The sequence below is a fragment of the Brevundimonas sp. UBA5866 genome (assembly GCF_002432125.1).
Classification (GTDB): Bacteria; Pseudomonadota; Alphaproteobacteria; order Caulobacterales; family Caulobacteraceae; genus Brevundimonas.
This window is the reverse complement of record NZ_DJFS01000078.1, coordinates 1-14375: the sequence shown is the minus strand read 5'-3', so window position 1 is coordinate 14375 and position 14375 is coordinate 1. Positions and strand designations below refer to the sequence as shown.

General features: G+C 62.6%; 9 protein-coding genes. 5 read left to right on the top strand and 4 right to left on the bottom strand.

From position 1 onward, the window contains the following. Positions 1-22 precede the first annotated feature (22 nt). On the top strand, positions 23-1246 hold the full coding sequence (locus B3H86_RS09945; RefSeq protein WP_292053434.1) for an SAM-dependent methyltransferase: 1224 nt from the start codon (positions 23-25) through the stop codon (positions 1244-1246). A gap of 7 nt (positions 1247-1253) precedes the next feature. Here B3H86_RS09945 and B3H86_RS09940 read toward each other — a convergent pair whose 3' ends face one another. Then, positions 1254-2618, bottom strand: a complete 1365-nt coding sequence (locus B3H86_RS09940; RefSeq protein WP_292053433.1) for a sigma-54-dependent transcriptional regulator — start codon at positions 2616-2618, stop codon at positions 1254-1256. After that, positions 2615-4444: a sensor histidine kinase gene (locus B3H86_RS09935; protein WP_292053431.1), complete on the bottom strand. Its 1830-nt coding sequence runs from the start codon at positions 4442-4444 to the stop codon at positions 2615-2617. Before B3H86_RS09935 ends, B3H86_RS09940 begins: the two co-directional genes overlap by 4 nt. Before the next feature lie 231 nt (positions 4445-4675). Here B3H86_RS09935 and B3H86_RS09930 point away from each other — a divergent pair, with 231 nt between their 5' ends. The 3 genes from B3H86_RS09930 to B3H86_RS09920 are packed head-to-tail and all read left to right on the top strand — an operon-like array spanning position 4676 to position 10453. Continuing rightward, positions 4676-6028 carry a dicarboxylate/amino acid:cation symporter gene (locus B3H86_RS09930; protein WP_292053429.1) on the top strand — a complete coding sequence of 451 codons (1353 nt, stop codon included), beginning with the start codon at positions 4676-4678 and terminating at the stop codon, positions 6026-6028. Positions 6029-6083: 55 nt separating this feature from the next. Continuing rightward, complete coding sequence (locus B3H86_RS09925; protein WP_292053427.1) at positions 6084-9116, top strand: TonB-dependent receptor plug domain-containing protein; 3033 nt, start codon at positions 6084-6086, stop codon at positions 9114-9116. A 20-nt stretch (positions 9117-9136) separates the two neighbouring features. Then, positions 9137-10453, top strand: coding sequence for a hypothetical protein (locus tag B3H86_RS09920; RefSeq protein ID WP_292053425.1), 1317 nt, complete (start codon positions 9137-9139; stop codon positions 10451-10453). A gap of 39 nt (positions 10454-10492) precedes the next feature. On the opposite strand, the gene B3H86_RS09915 is transcribed toward B3H86_RS09920, so the two are convergent. Next, positions 10493-13084, bottom strand: a complete 2592-nt coding sequence (locus B3H86_RS09915) for a M14 family zinc carboxypeptidase (RefSeq protein WP_292053424.1) — start codon at positions 13082-13084, stop codon at positions 10493-10495. A 32-nt stretch (positions 13085-13116) separates the two neighbouring features. Beyond that, positions 13117-13344: a TonB-dependent receptor gene (locus B3H86_RS09910; protein WP_292053422.1), complete on the bottom strand. Its 228-nt coding sequence runs from the start codon at positions 13342-13344 to the stop codon at positions 13117-13119. Between the two features lie 73 nt (positions 13345-13417). On the opposite strand from B3H86_RS09910, the gene B3H86_RS09905 reads away from it, so the two are divergent. Continuing rightward, positions 13418-14116, top strand: coding sequence for an IS6 family transposase (locus tag B3H86_RS09905; protein ID WP_292053421.1), 699 nt, complete (start codon positions 13418-13420; stop codon positions 14114-14116). The last annotated feature ends 259 nt before the right edge of the window (positions 14117-14375 follow it).

The window sequence follows — 14375 nt, the reverse complement described above, 5'->3', positions numbered from 1 at the left end:
ACCCCTATTTTCAAGGATTGCTATGTCGACCGTGTATGAAGGCGCATCCGGCAACCCGTCCGTCGGGTTTTCGGTATTTGATCTGTTTTTGAAGCTTCTGTCGGCCAATTGGTCATGGGGACGGCTGACCATCATCCTGCCTGACGGGTCCACCCGTCAGTTGGCCGGTCCGGATGAAGGCCATTCGGCCGTGCTGCGTATCCGCAACTACCGCTTGGCGGCGCGGGTTCTGAAAAGCGGTGACATCGGCTTTGCCGAGGCCTTTATGGCCGAAGAGTGGGACAGTCCCGATCTTCCGGTTCTGCTGGAAACCCTGGTCAACAACTATGACCATATCCGGCGGCTGTTCGACGGCAATCCTCTGGTGAATGTCTTCAACCGCATTGCCCACAAGCTGAACCGCAACAGCCGTCGCGGCGCACGGCGCAACATCCACGCCCACTATGATCTGGGCAATCGCTTCTACGCCTCATGGCTGGACGAGAGCATGACCTATTCGTCGGCGCGTTTCGCCGGTGATGAACAGTCCCTGAGCGATGGCCAGACTGCGAAATATGCGTCGCTGGCCAGGATAATGGATTTGCAGGCCGGTCACGAAGTCCTCGAGATCGGCTGCGGCTGGGGCGGCTTTGCAGAGTTCGCTGCGGCGCAGGTCGGTGCGCATGTGACAGGCGTCACCATTTCGGTGGAGCAATATGAGTTCGCCCGCGAGCGTGTGTTCAAGGCCGGTCTGGCCGATAAGGTCGATATCCGTCTTCAGGACTACCGCGACGTTCAGGGCCGGTTTGACCGTGTCGCTTCGATCGAGATGTTCGAGGCGGTGGGGCGTGAATACTGGCCGACCTATTTCGGCAAGCTGCATGACGTCCTGAAGCCCGGCGGACGGGCGGGCCTGCAGATCATCACCATCCAGGACGAACTGTTCGAAGAATACGAGGCGCGGACCGATTTCATCCAGAAATATGTCTTCCCCGGCGGTTCGCTGCCTTCCGAAGCCAGACTGGCCGAAGTGATAGACAGGACAGGCCTCGAGAGAGGCCGGATCGAGCGTTTCGGTCTGGATTATGCGCGGACACTGGCCGAATGGTCGTGCCGATTCGAAGCCGCCTGGAGTGGCATAGTCCGTGACAATGCGGGCTTCGATGAACGTTTCCGCCGTCTGTGGCTGTTCTATCTGGCCTATTGCGAAGCGGGCTTCCGCTCGCGCCGTACGGACGTCATCCAGCTGGAACTGCAAAGGCACTGATGGCCGGCTAATCGCTGGCGCGGAACCGCGAGGGCTGGATGCCGTATTTCTTCAGCTTGTCGTACAGGGTCTTGCGGGGCAGTTGCAGAAGGCTCATGGCCTCGGCGACATTGCCCCCCGTCGCCTGAAGCGTGTCGTTCAATATACTGGCCTCGAAGCGGGCGACACGCTCGGCAAGGCCACCTGCATCTGCCAGCGGAACGGACGCGGTTGTTTCCAGCCCCAGAGCGAAACGCTGGGCATAATGTGACAGCTCGCGGATATTGCCCGGCCAGTCGTGTTCCATCAGGTGGGCACGGACGGCATCCGTGATCTGCGGCATCTCGCCCTTCGGGCGGCTGGGTACACGGGCCAGCAGGCTGGCAAAGATCAGGGGAATGTCCTCGCGTCTTTCGCGCAGGGGGGGCACGAACAGCCTTACGACATTCAGACGGTAATAAAGGTCCTCTCGGACACGGCCCTGGGCGACGGCTTGTTGCAGGTCGCCCGTGGCCGAGGCCATGACGCGCAGGTCAACATGACGTGGCTGGTGCGCCCCGATGGGATGGATTTCGCGCTCTTCGAGCACTCGGAGCAGTTTGACCTGCGCGGGAACCGGCATGCTCTCGACCGCATCGAGGAACAGGGAGCCGTTGTGGGCCCGCTCCACATGGCCGATGCGGTGGCGCATGGCCCCGGCAAAGGCCCCCATCTCGTGGCCGAACAGCTCGCTCTCGATCAAACCCTCGGGCAGGGCCCCGCAGTTGACCGCCACAAAGGGGTGGGGGCGGCGACGTCCACCACTGTGCAGGGCGCGGGCCACAGCTTCCTTGCCTGTGCCAGTCTCGCCCTCGATCAGCACATCCATACGGGCATCGGCGATCTGGGTGATGGTCGCGCGCAGCTTCCGGATCGCCGTACTGTCTCCCAGCAGGGGCAGTTCGACATCCGCGTCGGCGGCCAGGGCGGCGAGGCGTCGGTTGTCCAGAACCAGAGCCCGTTTCTCCAGTGCCCGTTTCAGGCTTTCAAACAGGCGCTCGAAGGCGAAGGGTTTGGTGACAAAGTCATAGGCCCCCTCGCGCATGGCCATGACCGCATCGGCGACGTCACCGTGTCCGGTGATCAGGATCACCGGCAGGGACGGATCAAGCGCCTGAAGACGTGTGAGCACCTGACGGCCGTCCAGCCCCGGCATTCTCAGGTCACTGATGACGACGCCGGCGAAGTCATCGCTGAGCGAGGACAGCGCCTGTTCGGCGCGGGAATAGGCCTCGACCTTGAAACCGGCCAGCTCCAAACGTTCGCCAAGGGCCGATCGGAAGTCATCATCATCCTCGATCAGGGCGATGTGGTTCAGTCCCCCATGTCCGGTCACTGTCAGGGGCGGGGTCATGTCGTGCATTTCAGGACAATCGCAAAACGTGCGCCGCTGGGTGTCGGCACATGGCTCAGCTCGCCACCGAAGCCCGCGATGATGTCGCGGCAGATGACAAGACCCAGGCCCACGCCGTTCGGCTTGCTGGTGACAAAGGGCGTGAACAGCTGCCCGATAAGATCCGCGTCGATACCGGGGCCATTGTCCGTAATGGTGACGACAACCTGAGTACCGCTCTGTTCGGCCTTGAGGACGATGGCGGGGGCAGGCGTGTTTTCCAGCGCCTCCATCGCATTCTGCATCAGGTTGACGATCACCTGTTCCAGACGGAAACGGTCCCCGATCACATAGCCGACATTGGCGGTATCGCGTTCCAGCCGCACATCCGCCTGTCGCAAGGCCCCGCCGAGCAGCAACAGGGCGCCGTCTATGGCTTCATTCAGGTCGATGGGCTGTAGTTTGGGCTCTGTCTTTCGCGAAAAGGACAGCAGTTCATGGGTTATGGCCCCGATGCGCGAGGTCAGGGCACCTATTCTTTCAAGGGCACCGGCAGCCTTGGGCGATTGGCCCTGATCCAGATAGGCGGTTGCGGTTTCGGCCTGTGTGCGGATGGCCGCTACAGGCTGGTTGATCTCGTGGGCGACACCGGCAGCGATCTGTCCCAGTGCCGCCAGCTTGCTGGCCTGTACCAGTTCGTGGCGCATGGCTTCGCGGCTGGCCTCTGCGCGGACGCGCTCTTCGATTTCGTTGTTGAGGGCGGCGTTGGCGTCTCGCAGGTCGCGGGTCCGCTCCTCGATGCGACGTTCCAGCTCAAGCCGGTTCCGCTCGGCGGCGCGTTGCTGGGCGGCTTGCCTCTGGCGCCGACGCAGCAGCACACCGGCAATACCGAAAGCCAGCGTCAGGAACAGGGCGGCCAGTATCCGCGCATTGGCTATGGCGGTTTCGACAGCGCCGCGTGAAGGCATCAGCAGATGCAGCGTCCATCCGGGCGAGGATGTGGGGGAGCTGGCGTGCATCCAGTCCTGCGCCACGCCGTCGACAGAGGCCGTGACCACCCGTGCGTCATGGTCTTGCGGGGTCTGGAAGGGCAGGGGCGTCAGGGCGTCCTTGCCCAAGGTCTGATCGGCCAGAGTGAGCTGGCGCATACGCGCATCCATCGGTCGCAGGGTATGGAAACGCCACTCGGGCTGACTGGTAACCAGCACCACGCCGCCGGGATCGACCACATAGGCAGGCTCGCCCGCCGCGCGCCACTCGGCCTCAAGGGCGTCGAACTCGACCTTCACCACCGTCACGCCCAAGGGGGTGCCGTCGCTGTCTATTACCCTGTGCGCCAGATACAGGCCCGGCTGGCGCGATACCGTGCCCAGGGCAAAGAACTCGGCATAGCCCGATTGCAGGGCGCGGATGAAATAGGGCCGGAAGCTGTAGTTTGCGCCGACAAAGCTGACGGGGGTGTTCCAGTTGCTGGCCGCCAGTGTGATGCCGTCGGCGGACACGGCATAGATGGCCGAGGTCCGCGTGCGATTTGAAAGCTCTTCCAGTCGCAGGTTCAGGATCTCAGCACGGGACTTTGAGCCTGTGCGCAGTGTGGCGATCACATCCGGATCACTGGCCATCGCGGGGGCAAGGGCGCGGTACTTCTCCATCTCGCTGCGAAGGACCGAGGCGTGCAGAGCCGCCGAAGCGTCTGCCTGACGGGACAGTTCGGAATAGGCCTCGCGGCGGGCCTGCTCGCCCCATACCCAGGCCCCCGTGGCCGTCACAAACAGCCACGCCAGAATCATGGCGATCCATGCGCGTTGGGATTTCCGGCGGTGGGTGACAGCAGACAAATCACTCATGTCGCCAGTTATGCGGAATATCGCACAACATGGCTATATTCGTGTGCGGAAATCCGCACAATGATCAGCGTTCAGAGCGGCCGTATTTAATTTTTCTGTACAAAAACAATATCTACTGAAATCACGCATTCTGGTTTGTGGCGATATATGGACCCCGCATACTTGCCTCCAACGCGGCGTAGATCGCGCCAGTGAGGAAGTAAGCGAGTTTTCGCACCAGGAGGCATACGGTTGATACCTGTAGCATCGGACCCCGTGGTCGTTCGTCGGCCGTTCTATCGCCACCTGTATTTTCAGGTCCTTGTGGCCATTGTGGCGGGGGCCTTCATCGGTCACTTCTGGCCGAACTTCGGCGAGAGCCTCAAGCCGCTGGGTGATGCCTTCATCAAGCTGGTGAAGATGGTCATCGCGCCGGTGATCTTCCTGACGATCGTTACCGGCATTGCCGGTATGCGCGATCTGGGCAGCGTGGGCCGCGTGGCTGCCAAGGCGTTCGGCTATTTCCTCGTCTTTTCCACGTTGGCGCTGATCATCGGACTGATTACGGCCAATGTGATCCAGCCGGGTCGCGGTCTGAACATCGACCCTGCCACCCTGAATGCAGGGGCTGTGGCCCAGTACGCCCAGGCTGCTCACGACAGCACCATCACGGGCTTTCTGATCAACATCATTCCCGACACCCTGATCAGCGGTTTCGTGAAGGGTGACATCCTTCAGGTTCTGTTCGTGTCGATCCTGTTCGGTATCGCTCTGGCGATGTCGGGCGATCACGGCAAGCCGGTTCTGAACCTGTTCGAGAACATCAGTGTCGCGGTGTTCAAACTGGTGGCCATCCTGATGAAGGCCGCACCCATCGGGGCCTTCGGTGCCTTTGCCTTCACCATTGGTGCCTATGGCATCCGCTCCATTGCCAATCTGGCGGCGTTGATCGGTACCTTCTATCTGACGTCGCTGCTGTTTGTGGTGGTGGTGCTTGGCCTTGTTGGATTGTTCAATGGCTTCAATATCTTCAAGCTGATACGCTATCTGAAGGAAGAGCTTCTGCTGGTGCTGGGCACCTCGTCGTCCGAAGCCGCCTTGCCCAGCCTGATGCAGAAGATGGAGCGTGCTGGCGCCGAAAAGTCCGTCGTCGGACTGGTGGTCCCGACCGGCTATTCGTTCAATCTGGACGGCACCAACATCTATATGACGATGGCGGCCCTGTTCATCGCACAGGCGTTGAACATTGAACTGAGCCTTGGTGACCAGATCGCCCTTCTGCTGGTGGCCATGCTGTCGTCCAAGGGGGCGGCCGGCATTACGGGAGCCGGCTTTATTACTCTGGCCGCGACTTTGTCGGTGGTGCCCGGCGTTCCGGTAGCGGGCATGGCCCTGATCCTCGGCATCGACCGCTTCATGAGCGAATGCCGCGCACTGACCAACTTCATCGGCAATGCCGTTGCGACCGTCGTTGTCGCCCGCTGGGAAAACCGTCTGGATAAGGAGGCGCTGACCGCAGCGCTGAACGGCAAACCGCAACCTCTGGCCGCAGCGCCGGATCCGGCGGCGGGGCCGGGGGATGATCTGGCGCTGACCGACGACTGATCGCGACGCGCACAAAATACAGGACCGCCCGCAAAGGGCGGCGAGGGAGAGGAAAATGAAGATGCACACCAAGATGCTGTTGCTGAGCACGGCTTCGGCGCTGCTCATGTCCGGCGCTGCCCATGCGCAGGAGGCCCAGCCCGAAACGGTGACCCAGGTCGAGGACATCGTCGTCGTGGGCACCAACATCCGCGGTGCCCGCACGACGGCGGCCCTGCCTGTGGTGGTGGCCGACCGCGAGCAGATCGAGGCGACGGGCGCAACGACGGGTGACGAGCTGCTGCGCACTATCCCACAGATGGGCGATGTTCTGTTCGACAGCGCCAATAATCCGCAGACGTCGAACTCGGCGCGCGGCGATGTGAACTCGGTGAACCTGCGCTCGCTGGGTGTGGGCAACACCCTGGTGCTGCTCAACGGTCGTCGTCTGGTCCAGCACCCGACCAGTCAGGGGACGTCGGACACCGGTACGGTTCCTGTCCTCAGCTACAACTCGAACGCGCTTCCGGTTTCGGGACTGGAGCGGATGGAAGTCCTGCTGGATGGCGCGGCGGCCATCTATGGTGCCGATGCCGTTGCGGGCGTGGTCAACACGGTCCTTCGCAGTGATATCGACGGCGTGACCGTCAGCACCCGCTACGGCGGGGCAGAGGGCACGCAGATGCGCGACCTCGAGGCCAATATCTTTGCGGGCAGGAATTTTGACCGCGGCAATATCTCCCTGTTCGCCAACTATGCCTCGCGTACGGCGCTGTGGGCCTCGGATCAGGATTTCACCTACACCGACGATCTGCGCGGCTTGTTTGCCGGTTATCCGGACTTTGCCGGTGTGCAGGCGCTGGATGGCCGATCCTCGCACACGCCCTGGGCGCGTCTGTCGGTCGGCAGCCGTGCCGTCATCCGGTCGAACGGTGTGGCACTGACGAACTCGGCGGGCGCTTTCCGCTATCAGCCGTCCAGCTTTGGCTGCGGCGTGAATGTGGGCGGCGACATCTGCATCGCCAGTGGCAACCACAACTTCAACACCACCAACCGCGAGATGCGTTACGACACCCGTCACGAGACGACGGTGCGCCCTTCGGTCGAGCGTTACAACGTCTTCGCCACAGGGCGCTATCAGTTCGACAACGGCGTCGAGGCCTTTGGCGAGATCGGCTATTACGGGGCACACAGCCGCGCGGTGCAGCCGCCGGTCGTGAACCTGAACCAGATCTGGATTCCGGCCAGCAACTATTACAACCCGTTCGGTCCGGTCACCTTTGCGGATGGCACAGCCAACCCGAACCGCCTGCCGGGGCTGACCAATGTTCCGGCGGCGGGCCTGCCGGTGCTGATGACCAACTACCGCTTTGTCGATACCGGCATGCAGGTGGTGAAGGTCGATAATTACCAGGCCCGTGTGCTGGCGGGGCTGAGGGGTGAATGGCGCGGTTTCGATTGGGAAACGGCGCTGGTCTATTCCGAGGCCGAGGCCGAGGACATCTCGCCCAATATCAACATGACGGCGCTGCAGAAGCAGCTGTCCCTGTCCACGCCGGATGCCTACAACCCGTTCAGCGGCGGTTGTGTGGTAACCACCAGCTTCGGTGACTGCACGCCCAGTTCGCAGGCCGCGATCGACGCCATCAGGTTCGATATGCGCCGCCTGTCGCGTACCACGCTGACAATGGCCGACTTCAAGCTGTCGAAGGGTGACATTTACAACCTTCCGGCAGGTCCGGTCGGTATGGCCTTCGGTATCGAGGCCCGCCGCGAAACCCAGAGCGATGACCGCGACGAGAACCTCGACGGCACCTTCACCTTCACCGACATGGTGACGGGTGAAACCAATCTGTCGAACGTCTCTGCCGTCAGCCCCAACCCTGACACCAAGGGCAGCCGCGAGGTCTTCTCTACCTATGTGGAGTTTGCCGTTCCAGTCGTCTCGCCCGAGATGAACATCCCGCTGGTCTATCAGCTGGATGTCCAGCTGGCGGGCCGTTACGAGCACTATTCGGACTTCGGTTCGGTGGCCAAGCCCAAGATCGCGGCTGCTTGGGATGTGATCCCCGGCGTACGTGTCCGCGGCTCCTATTCCGAAGGCTTCCGCGCCCCGAACCTGGAACAGACCAACGCCACCCAATATGCGCGTCTGGCCAGCGGCGTGGACTATGTGCGCTGTGAGGCCGACCTGCGTGCAGGACGTATCGCCAACTTCGCGGCCTGTTCGCAGAACACCTCGGGCGCGTCGCTGCTGGTCGCGGGCAATCCTGATCTGGAGCCGGAAGAGAGCACCAACAGCTCGTACGGTCTGGTCCTGCAACCGGGCTTTATTCCCGACCGCTTTGGCCAGTTCACCTTCACCATCGACAAGTGGAAGATCGAACAGGAAAAGATCGTCGGCCTGCTGGGTGCGCAAACCGCGCTGGCGCTGGATTATCTGAACCGCGTCGAGGGTGGCGAGAATCCGCTGGTGAACCGCCGCGCACCGACGCCCGAGGATATCGCGCTGTTTGACGGTACGGGGCTGACGCCGGTTGGCGAAGTGGTGTCGATCAACGACCGCTTCATCAACCTGCAGCCGCAGACCGTCAGCGGTCTGGACCTCGGCATGAACTGGTCGCTGCGCCGGACCAGATACGGCACCTTCATCGTCAATGTGAATGCCAGCAAGCTGGACGAGTTCACGCGCGATCCGGGCGATATCGTCAACGCCCTTTACGCGGCGCGGGCGGCAGGCACGATCAATGCGGGCACGACCCTTCCGGACTCCGCCCAACTGATCGGCCAGAACGGGCGTCCGGAATGGCGCGTCAACGCCAGCCTGACGTGGCGCAAGGGCTCGTGGCGCGCAGGGGTTTCCAGCCAATACATCGACGGCTTTGAACAGCCCGGCCTGCTGGGGACATCCGGTGAGCCGTGGCAGGTGGACAGCCGCCAGACCGTCAACGCGTATGTCGATTATGCTTTCCCGTTCGACACCCGCGTGCGTCTGGGTGTCCGTGACCTGACGGATCAGGGACCGCCGCTGGCCGATAACGGCTATCGTGGCTCGGTTCACAGTCCGTGGGGCCGCTATTGGTACGTCAGCGCCACCAAGTCGTTCTGATCGATCGAGGGAGTGAGGGTATGAGCCGTCTGTGGATCTCGGCCCTGTCAGGCCTTGCGGCATTGGCTACGGCACCCGCCGTGGCGCAGCAGGCGGGAGCGAGCGCTCCCGCCCCTGCAACCTGTCCGAGCTATCTGCCGGATGGAACGCGATGCTTCAAAGGGCAGGGACCCAAGGGCGGTTACTACTGGACCGCTATTCCTGCGGACTGGAACGGGACGCTGGTGGTTCATGCCCACGGTGGTCCGCGCACAGCCACACCCCGGGCCGATGACCCGCTGGAGGACCTTGAACGTTTCTCCATGACGGTGCGTGAAGGCTATGCGTGGACGGGCTCGACCTATCGTCGCGGGGGCTATGGCGTTCGTATGGCCGCCGAGGACACCGATGACGTGCGTCAGGTTTTCTGGGATGCCTTCGGACGCCCTAAGCGCACCATACTGCATGGCCAGAGCTGGGGCGGGAACGTCGCGGCCAAGGCGGCGGAACTGTATGCCCGCGATGCCGAGGGGCAGGTGGTCTGGGATGGCGTTGTGCTGAGCAGCGGCGTTCTGGCGGGCGGCACGAAGGCCTATACCTTCCGCGCCGACCTGCGTGCGGTCTATCAGTACTATTGCCAGAACCACCCGGCGGCCAACGAGCCTCGGTATCCGCTGTGGCAGGGACTGGGCGAAGGCAATCGACTGACCCGCGCCCAGCTGGAGGAACGGGTGAAGGCCTGCACCGGCGTCGGCCTGCCCGAGCGCCAACGCACCGATGAGCAAAAGCGCAGACTGGCCAATATCCTGAATGTGGTCGGTATCAGCGAGAACCAGTTGGTGGGCCACCTCGCATGGGGCACCTTCCTGTTCCGCGATCTGGTGCAGCGCCGTCTGGACGGGTTGAACCCCTTCGACAACAGCCGCACGGTTTACACGGGCTCCGACGACGATCAGGCCCTGAATGCAGGGGTACAGCGTTTTTCCGCAGACCCAGCCGCGGTCGCCCGACTGGCCTATGACGCCGACCTGTCGGGGATGATCGTGGCGCCCACCGTGACTATCCACGGCAAATACGATCCGACCGCCTTTGTCTGGCATCAGGCAGCCTATCGTGATCGTGTCGAGGCCGCAGGGCGCGGTGACCTGCTGGTGCAGACCTATACCGAGGAAAGCGCCCATAGCCTGCTGAGCGCGCCGCAATATGTGGCGGTATTCCAGGCTTTGAGCGCGTGGCTGGATGGCGGGGCCAAGCCTTCGCCGGACAGTATCGCGGCGGCATGTGGGGTTGCGGCACCCCGCTATGACATGCCCTGTCGCTTCGATACGGGCTATCGACCCGAGGTGCCGAACCCATAAGAAAAAGGCCGGACGATCAACTCGTCCGGCCTTTGTGTTTTAGCGGCGTCCGCTGGCGGACAGGTGGTTGCCGAAGAACAGGCTGTTGATCAGCAGGCGCTCGGTGCCCAGCCAGTATTTGCGGTGGGCCGGATCGTCTGCGAACAGGACCACATTGCCCGATCCAACCGGATTGACCTGTGCCCATACCGTTCCCGCGGCGGCCTTGCGCAGGCTCTCGGGTAAATAGCCGTTCACCTGCGGGGTGGCGTCGATGTGGATGACGTTGGCGAACGGATCGGCGACAGGCGACAGGGTGACATCCGTCTCCTTGTTCACGAACAGGTCGCGGCGCGTCAGGCCAAACGCCAGCGGGTGGCTGATGTCGGCATCGGCGGAAAGGGCGTTGCCGGCGGTGCGCTGTTCGCCCTGAACCGACTGGCGGTCGGAATAGTCGCGGCGCTCGGGCGCGGGGCGTTCGCGTTCCTCGCGCTCCGCCTGCGGGGCCAGACCGTTGGCCTGTGCCCAGCGGGCAGCATTGCCGAACACCACCAGAGAGCCGCCGCGACGCACCCATGCCTTGAGCGCGTCGACCGTCGGCTGGCCGAGGTTGTCATAGCGCCCACCCGACAGGACGATGCTGTCATAGTTGTCCAGCGAAACGCGGGCGATCTGCGACGGATCAAGGCGCGTGGCCGGATATTGCAGGCGCTCGCTGAGGGCGAACCACGTCGAGCCGATCTCGGTCGCGTTGACGCCTTCGCCCGCGATCAGGGCAATGCGCGGTGCGCGAACGACGCGGACGTTGTCGCTGCCCAGATCGACGCCCGACACGCTTTGGCCGGAGGTGAGGGCATGGGCCACAACACCGGCATCACGCGCGGCCTTGTCGATGGCTTGGCGAAGCCGGGTGGCGTCCAGTGTCTGGCCAGCGGTGGTGATCACCAGTGACCCGCGCTGGAATTCCGTCTGGCCGCCTTGGGTGCGGCTGGTGAACGGCTCGAAGGCGTTGCGGACACGAATGTCCTGCTTCAGGAGCGCGGCCAACACCTTGGGTGCGTTCAGGTCGCGCCAGTCGATGGCATAGGCATAGGCGGCTTCAGGGCCGCTGACACCGCCCTGTGCGGCGGGAACGGCGGTTACCGCGCTGCCATAGGCGGGGACGCGTCGAAGGCCGCTCGATCCGAGATTATAGGCCAGCGCCACCGAATAGGAGGTGCTGCCATAGACGCCGCCATTGGTGGGCGGGGTCTTGTCGAAGATGGAGTGGATCAGCCGGAACTGCGGCTGGGCCGAGGGGACGACATAGGCCGTGCCCGGCTCATAGGTGCGGCCATCCTGTGTGACGCGCTCGGTCAGGGGATAGACCTGAATCCGGTGCGTCAGCAACAGGTCCAGCGTCTGGCGCGTCAGGCCTGGGTTGGCCGCATCGCCGAACACAAAGGCCTGTGCCGTGTGGCGGCGACCCTGTTCAACCGCCGAGCGGAAGAAGTCGCGCTGGAACTGGAGCAGGCCCGCCCGTTCGGCCACGGCACCGCGAATGGTCGCCAACCCGATATTGGCCTGATTACGCACGGTGAAAGGGAAGGTCAGCGGCCCGTTGGCCGTGTCCTGAACCAGCCCCCGCGACGATGCCTGTTCGACCGTTACGCCGATGCCGCCGTGGAAGTCGGGATAGGTGGAGCCATAGACGGGCGAGAAATTGTCGAATGTCTCGCGGGTGTAATAGAGCGAGCCGAGGCCATCCAGCGCCTGTGCGTGGTATTTGGCGAGGGTCACGTTCCACTCATAGGCCGCCTTGGGCAGCAGCGGGCTTTCCATCGAGGACGGGGACGGCTCGAAATAATAGGTGCTGCCCGCGCCCATCTCGTGGAAGTCGATCTGGAAGTTGGGCTTCCAGCGGTGGAAGGCTTCCAGCTTGGCACGCGTTTCGCGCTGGGTCACGGCCAGCCAGTCGCGGTTCAGGTCGGTGAAATAGTGGTTCACGCGCCCTGCGGGCCACGCCTCGACGTGTTCCTTGTCCAGCGGGTCCGATGATGGCGGATTGCTGTGCCACGCATTGTGCCAGTTGGCGGCGCGGTCGCGGCCATCGGGGTTCTGGGATGGATCGATGACGATGACGGCCTTGTCGAGCCAGTCCTGAACCTCCGGCGAGCGGCTGGCTGCGAGGTAATAGGCCGTCAGCAGGGCGGCTTCGCCGCTGGAAGTCTCATTGCCGTGGACGCTGTAGAACAGACCCACCACGACGGGCTGGTCGGGGCTGATCGCGCCGCCGTTGGGATTGGCCACCTCGGCATGGGCGCGCTGGATGTCGCCGATGCGCGCCTGATTGGCCGCCGAACTGATGACGACCGAGGCGAGGGTGCGGTTTTCGTAGCTTCGACCGATGTCCTCAAAGGTCACGCGGTCCGACAGGCGGGCTAGTTCGCGAAGATAGGCAATGATCTGGTCGTGGCGGGTGAAGTGGGTGCCGACCGGATAGCCGAGGAAGGCCTCGGGTGTCGGAATGGACGGATCGAAATCCGCCGCCGAGGCCTGCGGGAAATAGTAATCCAGCGACTGGGCGAGGACCGGAGCCGGAGCCGCCATCAAGGCGGCTCCGAACAGTACCGCGGCGGCGGAGCGTTTGGCAATGTTTCGGGCGTTTTTCACGCGTGGTTCTCGTTTCTCGATGACGGTCTGGATCAGAAGGCGACGTCGAAGCCGACGCGGAAATAGCGCCCGCGCAGATCGTATTGGCCAAAGTCATAAGGCGCGCGCACACCGGGGAAGGAGGCATCGTGCGGCGGGGCCTCGTCGAAGATGTTCTCGACCTTTGCGTACAGGCGGACCTTCTCGGTCGCGGCCCAGCCCAGATAGGCGTCGAATTGGTGATAGCTGTCGACGCGTTCCTGATCGGCGACCACAGGCACCTGATCGTAGCCACTGGGGTGCTGACAGTCTAACGCTAAAAAGTCTCCACTTGGGGTAAAGAGGGAGGTTTTTATGTCTGGCTTATCGTTCAAGCGTCATCGGTTTTCGGGGTCGGTCATCTGTCAGGCGGTACGCTGGTATTTTCGCTTCACACTGAGCCTCCGCGACGTTGAAGAGTTGATGGCGGAACGCGGGGTTGAGGTCAGCCGTGAAGCCATCCGATGCTGGGTGAACAAGTTTGGTCCGCTGATTGCTGCAAACATCCGCCGAAATCGCGATCGTCCGACGGGGCGATGGCATTTGGACGAGGCAGTTGTCAGGATACGTGGTCGCCGCATGTATCTGTGGCGCGCGGTTGATGACGAAGGCGAAGTGCTTGATGTGCTGGTTCAAAAGCGACGTAATAAGCACGCGGCTTTGAAGTTGTTACGACGCTTACTTCGCAACACCGGCATTCATCCTGAAGCGATAGTGACGGACAAACTGGCCTCGTATCGTGCGGCGATAAAAGACCTGCATCTTCAAGGGCGTCACCAGCCGGGTGGGATGCGTGAGAACAATCGGGCCGAGAATTCTCACCTCGTCATTCGTCGACGAGAACGAAAGCAGCAGAGGTTCAAAAGCCAAGGTTCGGCCCAACGATTTCTCTCCAGCCACGGCCCAATCTACAACGCCTTTAATCTTCAACCGCATCTGATTTCTCGACCCGGTCTTCGCGTACTGCGACGTCAGGCCGAAACCGCTTGGTCGGCAGCGACGCAAATGGTCTAAAATCGGCAAGGGGAGGTCTGGTTTTTGCTCAGACCGGTTAACTTGTCAGCGCCGTTGCTCGCGGTGGCGCACGGCGTCGCTCCGCTCTGTGCGTTTACGGGCCATGCCTCTAAATGGACTATATCGTCCGTTTAATCAAGACTGGACATCGACCATCAAGACGCCGTTCTGGCCTCGTCCAGATAGCGGGCCCAAATCCGCCGCCCTGCATCATCGAACGTTCTGACGCTCTCGATGAGGTGCTGTCATCTGTGGACGG